This is a genomic window from Sphingomonas sp. SP5 (assembly GCF_058313455.1).
This window is the reverse complement of record NZ_JBZFLF010000004.1, coordinates 22548-35532: the sequence shown is the minus strand read 5'-3', so window position 1 is coordinate 35532 and position 12985 is coordinate 22548. Positions and strand designations below refer to the sequence as shown.

General features: G+C 69.0%; 12 protein-coding genes. 8 read left to right on the top strand and 4 right to left on the bottom strand.

Annotated features, from left to right (window positions below; genetic code table 11):
* The first annotated feature begins 32 nt into the window (after window positions 1–32).
* Genes recO through AC4GY7_RS11010 form a run of 3 tightly spaced genes read left to right on the top strand, consistent with a single transcriptional unit; the run spans window position 33 to window position 2944 of the window.
* Window positions 33–764 carry a DNA repair protein RecO gene (gene recO / locus AC4GY7_RS11020; protein WP_491113844.1) on the top strand — a complete coding sequence of 244 codons (732 nt, stop codon included), beginning with the start codon at window positions 33–35 and terminating at the stop codon, window positions 762–764.
* Window positions 765–792: 28 nt separating this feature from the next.
* Window positions 793–1836, top strand: coding sequence for a 3-isopropylmalate dehydrogenase (gene leuB, locus AC4GY7_RS11015; protein ID WP_491113840.1), 1044 nt, complete (start codon window positions 793–795; stop codon window positions 1834–1836).
* A 10-nt stretch (window positions 1837–1846) separates the two neighbouring features.
* Window positions 1847–2944 carry a glycosyltransferase family 2 protein gene (locus AC4GY7_RS11010; protein ID WP_443583239.1) on the top strand — a complete coding sequence of 366 codons (1098 nt, stop codon included), beginning with the start codon at window positions 1847–1849 and terminating at the stop codon, window positions 2942–2944.
* Here AC4GY7_RS11010 and AC4GY7_RS11005 read toward each other — a convergent pair.
* A complete protein-coding gene (locus AC4GY7_RS11005) occupies window positions 2941–4173 on the bottom strand; it encodes a phospholipid carrier-dependent glycosyltransferase (RefSeq protein ID WP_491113836.1) in 1233 nt (410 codons plus the stop codon). The genes AC4GY7_RS11010 and AC4GY7_RS11005 overlap by 4 nt on opposite strands.
* A gap of 82 nt (window positions 4174–4255) precedes the next feature.
* On the opposite strand from AC4GY7_RS11005, the gene AC4GY7_RS11000 reads away from it, so the two are divergent.
* The 3 genes from AC4GY7_RS11000 to AC4GY7_RS10990 are packed head-to-tail and all read left to right on the top strand — an operon-like array spanning window position 4256 to window position 6655.
* Window positions 4256–5461 carry a trans-sulfuration enzyme family protein gene (locus AC4GY7_RS11000; RefSeq protein WP_491113833.1) on the top strand — a complete coding sequence of 402 codons (1206 nt, stop codon included), beginning with the start codon at window positions 4256–4258 and terminating at the stop codon, window positions 5459–5461.
* A gap of 10 nt (window positions 5462–5471) precedes the next feature.
* Window positions 5472–5870: a Co2+/Mg2+ efflux protein ApaG gene (apaG, locus tag AC4GY7_RS10995; RefSeq protein WP_491113830.1), complete on the top strand. Its 399-nt coding sequence runs from the start codon at window positions 5472–5474 to the stop codon at window positions 5868–5870.
* Window positions 5867–6655 (top strand): LysR family transcriptional regulator, encoded by a 789-nt coding sequence (locus tag AC4GY7_RS10990; protein ID WP_491113827.1) that lies wholly within the window; start codon window positions 5867–5869, stop codon window positions 6653–6655. Before apaG ends, AC4GY7_RS10990 begins: the two co-directional genes overlap by 4 nt.
* A 49-nt stretch (window positions 6656–6704) precedes the next feature.
* Here AC4GY7_RS10990 and AC4GY7_RS10985 read toward each other — a convergent pair whose 3' ends face one another.
* A complete protein-coding gene (locus tag AC4GY7_RS10985) occupies window positions 6705–8012 on the bottom strand; it encodes a serine hydrolase (RefSeq protein ID WP_491113825.1) in 1308 nt (435 codons plus the stop codon).
* Window positions 7970–8824, bottom strand: coding sequence for an ABC transporter permease (locus tag AC4GY7_RS10980; RefSeq protein ID WP_491113822.1), 855 nt, complete (start codon window positions 8822–8824; stop codon window positions 7970–7972). Before AC4GY7_RS10980 ends, AC4GY7_RS10985 begins: the two co-directional genes overlap by 43 nt.
* Before the next feature lie 63 nt (window positions 8825–8887).
* Here AC4GY7_RS10980 and AC4GY7_RS10975 point away from each other — a divergent pair, with 63 nt between their 5' ends.
* The gene (locus AC4GY7_RS10975; RefSeq protein ID WP_491113819.1) at window positions 8888–9598 is read left to right on the top strand and encodes a GcrA family cell cycle regulator; all 711 of its coding nucleotides are present in this window, start codon (window positions 8888–8890) and stop codon (window positions 9596–9598) included.
* Between the two features lie 320 nt (window positions 9599–9918).
* On the opposite strand, the gene AC4GY7_RS10970 is transcribed toward AC4GY7_RS10975, so the two are convergent.
* Window positions 9919–10758 carry an outer membrane protein gene (locus AC4GY7_RS10970; RefSeq protein ID WP_491113816.1) on the bottom strand — a complete coding sequence of 280 codons (840 nt, stop codon included), beginning with the start codon at window positions 10756–10758 and terminating at the stop codon, window positions 9919–9921.
* A 179-nt stretch (window positions 10759–10937) separates the two neighbouring features.
* On the opposite strand from AC4GY7_RS10970, the gene parE reads away from it, so the two are divergent.
* On the top strand, window positions 10938–12920 hold the full coding sequence (gene parE, locus AC4GY7_RS10965) for a DNA topoisomerase IV subunit B (protein ID WP_491113813.1): 1983 nt from the start codon (window positions 10938–10940) through the stop codon (window positions 12918–12920).
* Window positions 12921–12985 lie beyond the last annotated feature (65 nt).

The window sequence follows — 12985 nt, the reverse complement described above, 5'->3', positions numbered from 1 at the left end:
CGCAGGGTGTGCGGCGCGCTATATCCCTCATCATGCACCTGCGCACCGAAGCCATCGTTCTCGCCATCCGTGCGCATGGCGAACATGGTGCGGTGGTGCGGGCGTTGACGCGGCTGAGCGGGGTGCAACCGGGCTACGTGCGCGGCGGGCGCTCGCGGCAGATGCGGCCGGTGCTGCAACCCGCCAATGCGATCCTCGGCGAATGGCGGGCGCGCACCGGCGAACAGCTGGCGGCACTGACCATCGAGCCGCTGCACAGCCGCGCCGCACTGCACGGCGAGCCGCTGCCGGCCGCCGCCTTCGCCTGGTTGACCGCGCTCACTGCGGCGGCACTGCCGGAGGCGCAGCCTTATCCGCGGCTCTACGATGCGCTGGGCGCAGTGCTCGACGCGATCGAGGCGGCGCCCACCGCCCGCGGCTGGGCGAGCGCACTCGCCCGCTACGAACTGCTGCTGCTCGCCGAACTCGGCTTCGGCCTCGATCTCAGCGCCTGCGTGGTGACGGGGGGCGATGACGATCTCGCCTTCGTATCCCCGCGCAGCGGCGGCGCGGTCAGCCGCGGCGCGGCGCATGGCTATGAGGCGAGGCTGTTTGCGCTGCCGCGGTTCCTGACCGAAGGCGGCGCGGCGGACTGGCCCGACATCCTCGCCGGCCTCGCCATCACCGGGCATTTCCTCGCCCGCGACCTGTTGACCGATCGCCGGGCCGAACCGCTGGTCGCGCGCGAACGACTGGTAGCGGCGTTGAAAAGGGCCGTTGCGTAACGGGGCGACGCGCGGCTAGTCAGCGCGCATGGCATTGATCGCACTCCTGCCGGGCGACGGCATCGGCCCCGAAGTCATCGCAGAGGCGCGCGCCGTGCTCGACGCGCTCGATCTCGACCTCGCCTATGAAGAGGCGCCGGTCGGCGGCGTCGCCTATCACACGCTCGGCCATCCGCTGCCCGACAGCACGCTCGACGTCGCGCGCCGGGCCGATGCCTTGCTGTTCGGGGCGGTCGGCGATCCGACCTGCGACAATCTGGAGCGGGCGTTGCGGCCCGAGCAGGCGATCCTGGGCTTGCGCAAGCATCTCGGCCTGTTCTCCAACCTGCGGCCGGCGACGCTGTTCGAGGGGCTGGAGGATGCCTCCGCCCTCAAGCCGGAGGTGGCGCGGGCGATCGACCTCGTCATCGTCCGCGAATTGAACGGCGACGTCTATTTCGGCGAGAAGGGCCGGCGCACGACGCCCGACGGTGCGCGCGAAGGCTATGACATCATGAGCTATGACGAGCACGAAGTGCGCCGCATCGCCCGCGTCGGCTTCGAGACGGCACGCCGCCGTCGCGGGCAGCTCTGCTCGGTCGACAAGGCGAACGTGCTCGAAACCTCGCAGCTGTGGCGCGACGTGGTGATCGAGGTCGCGGCGGAGTATCCCGACGTGACGCTCAGCCACATGTACGTCGACAATGCCGCGATGCAGCTGGTGCGCAATCCGGGGCAGTTCGACGTGATCGTCACCGGCAACCTGTTCGGCGACATTCTGTCCGACCAGGCGTCGATGTGCGCGGGATCGATCGGCATGCTGCCGTCGGCCAGCCTGGATGACGCGGGGAAGGGGCTCTACGAGCCGATCCACGGCTCCGCGCCCGATATCGCCGGGCAGGGCAAGGCGAACCCGTGCGCCGCGATCCTCTCGGCAGCGATGATGCTGCGCCATTCGCTCGGCGCACCGGCGGCGGCGGACCGGATCGAGGCGGCGGTGGCGCAGGCGATCCGCGGCGGCGCCCGCACCGCGGACCTCGGCGGCGCGATGAGTACCGCCGCGATGGGCGATGCGGTCCGCGCCGCCCTGTGAGCGTCCCCGCGTGAGCACGCTTCTCGAGATCGCGGTCGTCATCCCGACCTTCAACGAGCGGGCGAACGTGCCGACCTTGGTCGCCAAGCTCGACCAGGCGCTGGCGGGACGGCGTTGGGAGGCGATCTTCGTCGACGACGACAGCCCCGACGGCACCGCCGACGCGGCGCGCGAACTCGGCCGGCTGGATGCGCGGGTGCGCGTGATCCATCGCATCGGCCGGCGCGGCCTGTCGTCGGCCTGCATCGAGGGAATGTGCGCCACCGCGGCGCCGGTGGTGGCGGTGATCGACGGCGATCTGCAGCATGACGAGACGCTGCTGCCGGCGATGCTCGACCTGTTGCAGCACGATGCCGACCTCGACGTGGTGGTCGGATCGCGCTTCGTCGACGGCGGTGGGACCGGCGACTGGGACCGTGACCGCGTCGCCAAATCGGCCTTCGCCACCAAGCTGTCGCGCCGGGTGCTGAAGGGCGACCTCAGCGATCCGATGAGCGGCTTCTTCGCGATCCGCACCGCCCACGTTCGGCGGCTGGCGCCCGACCTGTCGGCGATCGGCTTCAAGATCCTGCTCGACCTGATGACGACCAGCGCGGTGCCGCTGCGCTTTGCCGAACTGCCCTACACCTTCCGCGTGCGGACGGAGGGGGAGAGCAAGCTCGACCACGTCGTCGCGATGGAATATCTGATCGCGCTGTACGACCGGATGTTCGGGCGGTTCGTGCCGGTGCGCTTCGCGATGTTTTCCGGCATCGGGGTGCTCGGCGTCGGCGTGCATATGGGCGTGCTGGGTCTTGCCATGCTGGCGGGCGCGGGCTTCCTGTTCGCGCAGATCCTCGGCGCGCTGGCGGCGATGACGTTCAACTTCCTGCTCAACAACGCGCTGACCTATCGCGATCGTCGCCTGAAGGGGTTGCGGCAGCTGCTCGATGGCTGGGTGTCATTTTGCGTCGTCTGCTCGGTCGGGCTGGTGGCCAATGTCGGCATCGCCGCCTTCGTCCACGACTTCCGCAACGGCGGTGCCGCCGCCTCGGCCCTGATCGGCATCCTGGTCGGCGCGGTGTGGAATTACGCTTTGTCGTCCAAGTTCGTCTGGGGCCGCTATTAGACCCAGCTTTTCAGCCACATCCAGCGGTGGAACGATCCCGGCCCGCGCAGTGCCGCGGCGGACAGGATGGGGTAGAAGTGGACGAACAGGACGGCGGCGGCCATCAGGATCGCCTCGTCCCAATAGCGCAGCCGGACGCGCCAGTGATCGAGGGCGGCGGCGATGACGATGGCGAGCCAGATGCTCGACAGATAGTAATAATAATAGAAGCCCAAGGATTTGGGGATGATCGCCCACATCGCGACGCTGCCGATCCAGAGCAGCGCGACGCCGCCCGCCTTGCCGTCCCGCCCCCGCAGCCAGGCGAAGAGGCAGGCGAGCACCGCCACCAGGCCGCCCCACATCACCACCGGGTTGCCCAGCATCAGCACCCCGCGCTGCGCGCCGTCCGCGGGTTCGTAGAAGTACCAGACCGGCCGCCAGTCGAGCGGCCAGGTCCACCAGCTCGACTGGTAGGTGTGCGGCGGCAGCACCTGCGTCTGCTGGCGGTACATGTCGATCTGGAACGGCAGCAGCCGTGCGAGCGTCAGCGGCTCTTGCGCGTAGAGGAAGGCCGGCCAGAAGGTGAGGAGATAGGTGGCGCCGCTGACCAGACCCAGCAGGGCCAGCGCGAGCAGCGGATGCAGACCCGGCCATAATGCCGGCCTCCGCCAGCGCGCCACGCAATAGGCAAGGCCGGCGAACCCGAGATAGGGCAGCGCCGTCCATTTGGTGCCGATCGCCAGCCCGAGCAGCACCGCGCCGAGCAGCCAGCGCCACCACACCGCGGCGCCACGCGCCCGCATCGCCCACAGCAGCGCGGCCAGCCCCGTCACCACGAACGCCGCCATGAATCCGTCGAGCATCGCGGTGCGCGCCTGGACGAAGACGGTGAAGTTCAGGATGGTGAGGATCGCCCCGACGCCGGCCGTGCGCAGCCGCCCGAACAGCAGCCACAGGATGGCGAACACCCCCATCACCACCGCGCTCGCCGCCAGCGTCGACAGCGCCCGCCAGCCGAGCGGATTATCGCCGAACATCGCCATGCCGAGCGCGATCAGCGTCTTGCCGACCAGCGGATGCTCGATATTGGCCGGCCGGGCGAAGCTCGCCAGCAGCCGCGCGGCGGGGACGTAGTGCACCTCGTCGAACACCAGCACGTGCGGCGTGGTCAGCCGCCAGCAGAACAGGATCTGCGCAAAGAGGCCGATGAGCAGCGCGGCGGGCAGGGGGCGAGTGGGCAGACGCACGAAGGGTCTTGTCTGCGGGGGCGGCCGGCTTGGCAAGTATGCATACTTGCACCCCCGCCGCCGGTCCGGCAAAGCGGCGCGCATGAAGCGCAAGGCCGGCCAGGACCCCTCGATCACCGCGCATTGGCGCCCCGCGACGCTGGCGGTGCGCGGCGGCACCGCGCGCAGCGAATATGGCGAAACCAGCGAGGCGCTGTTCCTCACCTCGGGCTATTGCTACGACAAGGCGGGCGATGCCGCCGCGCGCTTCGCCGGCGAGCAGGAGGGGATGACCTATTCCCGCCTCCAGAACCCGACCGTCGAGATGCTGGAAAAGCGCATCGCGCTGCTGGAGGGTGCGGAGGCATGCCGGACGATGGCGAGCGGCATGGCGGCGATGACCGCGGTGCTGCTGTGCCAGTTGCAGGCGGGCGATCATCTGGTCGGCGGGCGTGCCGCCTTCGGATCGTGCCGCTGGCTGACCGACACGCTGCTGCCCAAGTTCGGCATCGCCACCACCATCGTCGATGCGCGCGATCCGCAGCAGTTCCTCGACGCGGTGCGGCCGGAAACCAAGGTCTTCTTCTTCGAAACGCCCGCCAATCCGACGATGGACGTGGTGGACCTCGCCGCCGTCTGCGCCATCGCGCGCGAACGCGGCATCACTAGCGTCGTCGACAATGCGTTCGCGACGCCCGCCTTGCAGCGGCCGATGGACTTGGGTGCCGACGTCACCGCCTATTCCGCGACCAAGATGATGGACGGGCAGGGTCGCGTGCTGGCCGGCGCGGTGTGCGGCAGCGAGGATTTCATCACCAACACGCTGCTGCCCTTCACACGCAACACCGGCCCGACGCTGTCGCCGTTCAACGCCTGGGTGGTGCTGAAGGGGCTGGAGACGCTCGACCTGCGCATCCACCGCCAGTCGGAGAATGCGCTGAAGGTCGGCCGCTTCCTGGAAGGACGCGTGCCCAGGATCCTGCATCCCGGCCTCGCCAGCCATCCGCAGCACGACCTGGCGATGCGGCAGATGCGCGCCGCCGGCCCGATCTTCGCCTTCGAGGTCGCCGACCGTGCGCAGGCGCACGGCCTGCTCGATGCGCTGACGCTGGTCGATATCTCCAACAACATCGGCGATTCGCGGTCGCTGATGACGCATCCGGCCTCGACCACCCATGCCGGCGTCGCGGAGGACAAACGGCTGGAGATGGGGATCGGCGAGGGCATGCTGCGCCTCAACGTCGGCCTCGAAGACGCGCAGGACGTGATCGACGACCTCGATCAGGCATTGCGCCAGGTCGGGCTGTGAGGAAGCGGCCGTGAAGGAATTCTTTCCGCACGCCGCGACCACCGATGGGGTGACCGTGCGCGTGGCGGTAAGCTACCTGCCCGAACAGTCTGAGCCGCGGCGCGGCCGCTGGTTCTGGGCCTATCACATCCGGCTGGAGAATGAATCCGACCGGGCCGTGCAATTGCTGACCCGCCACTGGATCATCACCGACGGCCGTGGCGCGCGCCATTCGGTGGAGGGGGAGGGCGTCGTCGGCGAACAGCCGCTGCTCGCGCCGGGTGCAAGCTACGATTACGTGTCCGGCTGTCCGCTCCAGACGCCGAACGGCGCGATGCAGGGCAGCTACCGGATGATCGCCGAGGATGGCGCCGAGTTCGACGCCGCCATCCCCCGCTTCGTGTTGACCGCGCCGGCGGTGGAATCATGAAGCGGACGCACCTGCCGCTGAACGGTCTGCGCGTGCTGGACGCGGCGGCGCGGCACCTCAGCTTCACCCGCGCGGCGGACGAACTGGCGGTGACGCCGGCGGCGGTCGGCCAGCAGATCCGCGCACTGGAGGATACGCTGGGCGTGGTGCTGTTCCGCCGCACCACCCGTGGCCTGGAGCTGACGCCGGAGGCGGAGGCGGGGCTGGCGCCGCTGCGCAACGGCTTCCTCCAGTTCGAGGAAGCGGTGCGCGCGATGCAGGCGGGGCAATCGTCCAAGTCGTTGACCATCGCCGCGCCGCGCGACCTGACCGAAAAATGGCTGATGCCGCGGCTGGCCGAGATCGCCAGGGCCGATGGCGAATTGCGCTTCGTGCTGCTGGCGGCGGACGATGCGGTGGATTTCACCGAGGCCAATCTCGACCTCGCGATCCGCTGGGGCGAAGGGCCGGGCGAGCATGAGGGCGAGGCGCTGGAATCGGAAGGCATGGTGACGATCGCCGCCGCCGGTGCCGGCGATGCGGTGATCGGCTGGCCGGGCGGTCCCGGCGGCGATGGTCCGGCACTGGTCCGCGTCGCCGACGCAGGCCTCGCCATCGATGCCGCGGTGGCGGGCCTTGGCCGGACGACGGTGTCCGAACTGCTCGCCGCCCGCGCGATCTCCAGCGGCGCGGTGTCGATGATCGGCGATCCGCAGCCCTCCCGCATGGGCTATTGGCTGGTCGCGCCGCTGCCGCAATGGCGCCAGAACAAGGTCCGCACGCTCGTGGATGCACTCACCGCCTGAGTCTCGTGCCGGTGAACGTCACGGCCCGGGCACTCAGCGGTCGAAGAGCCTAACTGCCGATCAGATCGAGCGCGCGCGTGACCAGTGCCAGGAACGGCGCTTCCTCCACCGCCGCGTCCGGGCGGTGCCAGCTGCCGGTGACGGCATACCAGCGCCCGTCCTTGGCCTGCACCAGCACGTTGAGCGCGATCACGCCCGGCTCCGACCCGCCCTTGAAGCCGACATACGCGAACCGGCCGGCGGTCGCAGGCGCGATGCCGTGGTTGATCGAGAGGATATTGCGCACCACCGGCCCGGCATCGCGCAGGCTGGCGAGCAGCCGGGCCATGTCGCGCGGGGCGGCGAACCACTCCACCCCTTCGCTCGCCACCGGCCCCGACGAGAACAGCAGCGGGTCGATCGGCGCGCTGGCGATCCTTTGCGCCTGCGCGGCGAGCATGGCGCGGCGCTGCGCCGGATCGGCCGCGATCCAGGCGGCGGTGAGCGTGCGATCCGCCTTGATCGCGAACGCCTCGCGCGTGGTCAGCACCGGCGTTGCGCCGCCGTATCGCGCCGCCATCGCATCCACCCGGTTGCGGCCGAGCAGGGTGAGCAGCGTATCGGTCGCGGTATTGTCGCTGATCGAGATCATCAGCGTCGCCAGCGTCTGCACCGTCACCGGCGCCCCCGCCGGCCAGCCTTGGAGGATACCCGAGGGCAGCGAGCGCGGGCCGATCGGCACCACCTCGTCCCAACGGTGGGTGCCGGCGGCGACCTGCCGCGCGGTTTCGGCCAGCACCCACAGCTTGAATGCCGAACCGAGCGGTGCCGGCGTATCGCCGCCCGCCGCGAAGACGGGGGCGGGCGTGTCGCCATCCAGCGCATAAAGCCCGAGCTGGGCGGTGCCGGACAGGGCGGCCAGATCGGTCTGGATTCTGGCCGCCGTGTCGCCCGCCAGCGCGGTGCCGGTGATGAGCAGCCCGGTGATCGCGTGCGGTGCGGCGGGATCGAGCACCAGCCGCATCGTCGCGCTGCCGCGTTCGTAGCGCAGCACCACCGTCGCCGCCCAGCGCCCGATCGGCTGGAGCTGCGCGATCTCCCGCGGGGCGCCGAGCGTCGCGCGCAGGCTCTGGGTCAGGGATGCGAAGCGCGGGGCGGGCACCGCCTGGCGAAAGGCGGGAGCGAATAATGTGTCATAGCCGGGCCTGCCGGCAAGCACCGGTATCAACGCCTCGGCGCGGATGCGCACCGCGGGATCGGTCGCGATGGCGGGGGGCAGCGTCTGCGCGGTGGCAGCGAGCGGCGTGGCCGCGGCCAGCGCCAGGGTCGCCAGGATCAGTTCTTGAGCTTCCAGCCCTTTCGCAACAGCACGTAGCATGCGACCCCCAGCACGATGTCCACCGCGAGGATCGCGATGCTGCCGACGATGATGGGCGAATCGGCGGTGCCGAGGAAGCCGTATCGGAAGCCCGAGATGATGTAGAAGAACGGATTGGCGTGGCTGAACGCGCGGAAGGCGGGCGCCAGCCGGTCGACCGAATAGAAGGTGCCCGACAGCAGCGACAGCGGCGCGATGACGAAGTTGGTCACCGCCGCGGCATGATCGAACTTCTCTGCCCAGATCGAGGTTAGCACGCCCAGGAACGACAGGAACGCCGCGCCCAGGAACCCGAACCAGACTATGGCGAGCGGATGTACCGGCGTCACGTGTACGCCGGGGTACAGCGCCATCGCGCACCAGCAGATGAAGCCGACGATGAACGCCCGCGTCATCGCGCCGCCGACCAGCGCGGCAAGCAGCTCGGCGGTGGACAGCGGCGGTTGCAGGTAATCGACGATCGTGCCCTGGATCTTGCCGACCAGCAGCGAGAAGCTGGCGTTGGCGAAGGCGGGGCCCATCATCCCTTGGCTGATGATGAGGCCGGGCGCGATGAAGTCCGCGAACGGGATCACCACGCCGCCGACGTGGACCGGGCTTTTCGCGCCGGTCGCGATGGTGAAGACGATCAGGAACAGCAGCGTCGTGATCGCCGGCGCCCATACGGTCTGGAGGTGGACCTTGAAGAACCGGCGCACCTCCTTCACATAGAGGGTCTTCAGGCCGCCCCAGTTGACGTTCCGGATCACCGGAACGCCGGGCGCGGACCGGATCGCCGATTGGATTTCGCCGATTGGGGGCTGGCTGCTCATGGGCCAAGCGGGTAACCGCAGCCGCAGCCTCCCGCAACCCGGCGCAAGAGTAAGGAAACACGAATGTCCTGGACCGACGAGCGGATCGACACGCTCAAGACGATGTGGGAGGCCGGGCAGACCGCCAGCCAGATCGCCGAGGCGCTTGGTGGAGTCAGCCGCAATGCCGTGATCGGCAAGGCGCACCGCCTTGGCCTGCAGTCGCGCCCGTCGCCGGTGAAGCCCAACGAGCCTGCCGCCGCCGCACCGGTTGCCGTCGAGCCGGAACCGGCACCGGTCGAGGCCCCGCCCCCGCCGCCCGTCGCTGCGCCGCGCCCGGCACCTGCGCCGGAGCCCGAACCGGTCGCGGTCGAGATGGACGACGAGCCGGAGGAAGACGAGGAAGAGGAAGCGGTCGCCGCAGCGCCCGCCCGCCCGGAGCCGGCGCGCGAGCCGCAGCCGATCCTGCGCTCCGTCGGTCCCGGCGGCTTCGTGCGCCAGTCGCCCGGCGAGCAGCAGCCGCCCGCGACGCCGGCACCGCCGCGCCGCCTGGTGCCGGCCAAGCCTTCGCCGGAGATCGCCGGCAAGACGACGTTGCTCGATCTCAACGACCGTATCTGCAAATGGCCGCTCGGCCACCCTGGCGAACCGGACTTCCACTTCTGCGGCGACAAGGTGAACCCGGGCTTCCCCTATTGCGTGCAGCATTGCGGTCACGCCTATCAGGCGCAGTTGCCCCGCCGCGATCGCCGCCCCCCGCCGCCGCTGCCGTTCGGCGGTCCGCGGGTCCGCTAAGCCGGCGCAGGGCCGCCCGGCCGGCGCGGCTGTTGCCGCGTCCGACGTCATGGAATGCAAAATTCCTCCCTCGCGAAGCGGGGGAGGGGGACCGCGGCCGCAGGCCGTGGTGGAGGGGGCGTCTCCGCAAGCACGACGTTCGTCGTGTACCTCCCCCTCCGTCAGCGCTTGCGCGCTGCCACCGCCCCTGGCGGGAGGGCTTTCCGTATTTAGATCCCGCCGCGGCAAAGCCGCGTCGTCAGTCGTCGCGTTGCCGCGATGCTGGCCGGGCTGGGGCGAGTCCGCCGCTACGCGCTGCGTAGCGGCGGCCGCCCGGCGCCTTAGAACCGGAACGCCGCGGTCGCGCGCAGCGAGTGCCAGCGGAACTTCTCGTCGGAACGACGGAAGTCGGTCGAGGTGCCGCCCGATGCCAGCACGAACGGATTGGTCGCCGGCGCGGTGCCCTGAGTCACGCGCACGCGATAATCGTCGTCCTGATACTGGTGGTAGGTATATTCCATGCCGATCGAGAAGTTGCGGCCGATCTTCTGCTCGATGCCGCCACCGCCGACGATGCCGAACTGGCGGCGCTTGCCCGACTGGGCGAAGGCATTTGCGGTGTTGGTCGAGGTGAAGTTGCGATCGATATCGGCATAGCCGGGGCCGAAGGTGCCGTAGAACAGCGTCGTGCCGGGTGCATAGCCGATGCGGCCGCGGATGCTCGCTTCCCACTTCACATCGCGGGTCATCACATAGTTCGCCGGCGTGGTCGAAAAGCCGCTGACGCTGTCGGTGATCTCGGTCTTGCCGAATTCACCGACCGCACCGATCACGATGTTGCCGGCCTGCGAATCCATGCCGACGCGGGCGTAATAGGACCAGCCGTCCCGGTCGTTGCGGCAACCGGCGGGAAGCGGAGTCGCCGCCACGGCGCGGCCGTTGCAGAAGCCGGGCGAAAAGGCGTTGGCGCCCGCAGCCGTGGTCACCGTGTCGCCGAAGCTGCCGTTCGAGCCGCGGTCGAACAGGATGCGCGAGCCGACGTCATTGGGCTGCACGTCATAGCCGCCGGCGGCGCCGACGTAGATGCCGTTGAACGGCGCATCCTCGGTCATCTCCTGCGCCTGGGCGGCGGTGGCGAAGCTGGCGGCGGCGAGTGCGCCGAGGATCAGGGTGTTGCGCATGGTGTCTCCCAACGGGCGGTTACAGTCGTGCGAGGAACGTCCGCGGCGGGGGTAATATGCAAGGCGTGGGTGAAATGATGCACCTGTGGCTTTGATGCACCAGTCGGGAAACACCTCAGCAACACAGATGCTGCCGCGATGCTGGTATCGGCGTCGATGTTCCCTTATGGTTCCGTGCGATGGCCCAAGATCTGTTTGCGTCCTCCGCGGCGCCCGCCACTGATTACGATGCCTCCTCGATCGAGGTGCTGGAGGGGCTGGAGCCCGTGCGTCGCCGCCCCGGCATGTATGTCGGCGGCACCGACGAACGCGCGCTCCATCATCTCGCCGCCGAGGTGCTCGACAATGCGATGGACGAGGCGGTGGCGGGGCACGCCACCCGCATCGAGGTGACGCTGGAGGTCGGCAACCGGCTGACCATCGTCGACAACGGCCGCGGCATGCCGGTCGACCCGCATCCGAAATTTCCTGACAAGTCGGCGCTGGAGGTGATCCTCTCCATGCTCCATTCCGGCGGCAAGTTCGCGGGGAAAGCCTATGCGACCAGCGGCGGCCTGCACGGCGTCGGCGTGTCGGTGGTCAATGCGCTGTCGTCCGACACGACCGTGGAAGTCGCGCGCGACCGTCAGCTCTACCGCCAGCGTTTCAGCCGCGGGCAGACGCTGGGGCCGCTGGAGCATGTCGGCGCGGCGCCCAACCGCCGCGGCACGTCGGTGGCGTTCACCCCCGACACGGAGATCTTCGGCCCCGAACTGGGCTTCAAGCCCAAGCGGCTCTACCAGCTCGTCCGCTCCAAGGCGTATCTGTTCGCCGGGGTCGAGATTCGCTGGCGGTGCGCGCCCGAACTGGTCGAGGGGACCGACACGCCGCCCGAGGCGGTGTTCCAATTCCCCGGCGGCTTGGCCGATCACCTGAAGGAGCAGATCGGCGGCCGCGAATGCGCCACAGCCGATTTCTTCGCCGGGCGGCAGGATTTCCCGGCCGAGCAGGGGCGGGTCGAATGGGCGGTCGCCTGGCCGCTGTGGAGCGACGGCAGCTACAGCTGGTATTGCAACACCATCCCGACCCCCGACGGCGGCACCCACGAACAGGGCCTGCGCCAGGCTTTGGTACGCGGCCTGCGCGCGTTCGGCGAACTGATCCACCAGAAGAAGGCGAAGGATATCACCGCCGACGACGTGATGGTCGGCAGCGAGCTGATGCTCAGCGTCTTCATCCGCGAGCCCCAATTCCAGAGCCAGACCAAGGATCGCCTGACCAGCCCGGAAGCGGCGGGCCTCGTCGAAAAGGCGGTGCGCGATCATTTCGACCATTGGCTCGGCCACAACATGGACCGCGGCAAGGCCTTACTCGGCTATGTGCTCGACCGGATGGACGAGCGCCTTCGCCGCAAGGCGGAGCGCGAGGTCAAGCGCAAGACCGCCACGTCGGCACGCAAGCTGCGCCTGCCCGGCAAGCTGACCGATTGCGCCGCCGACAGCCCCGAAGGCACCGAATTGTTCATCGTCGAAGGTGATTCGGCCGGCGGCTCGGCGAAACAGGCGCGTGATCGCAAGACGCAGGCGATCCTGCCGATCCGCGGCAAGATCCTCAACGTCGCTTCCGCCACCAGTGCCAAGATCGTCGCCAACCAGGAGATCGCCGACCTGATCCAGGCGCTGGGCTGCGGTACGCGCAAGGAGTGCGACCCGACGCAGCTGCGCTACGAACGCATCGTCATCATGACCGACGCCGACGTCGATGGCGCACACATCGCGACGCTGCTGATGACCTTCTTCTTCCAAGAAATGCCCGACCTCGTGCGCCGCGGCCACCTCTACCTGGCGCAGCCGCCGCTCTACCGGCTGACCGTGGGGGCCAAGTCGCTCTATGCCCGCGACGATGCCCATCGTGCCGAACTCGAACGCACCGCATTCAAGGGCAAGAAGCCGGAGGTCGCGCGCTTCAAGGGCTTGGGTGAGATGAACCCCGGCCAGCTCCGCGAAACCACCATGGACCCGAAAACGCGCGGCCTGATCCGCGTGACGCTGCCCCAGGAATATGAAGAACGCGCAGGCGTGAAGGAATTGGTCGACCAATTGATGGGCAACAATCCTGCCCATCGCTTCGCCTTCATCCAGAAGAACGCGGCGCGGATGGACGAGGAAGCGATCGACGCGTGATCGATTACGGCGAATTGCGAACGCATATGTAAGAGTCCACGCCATGATGGTGGCGTGTTGTCAGC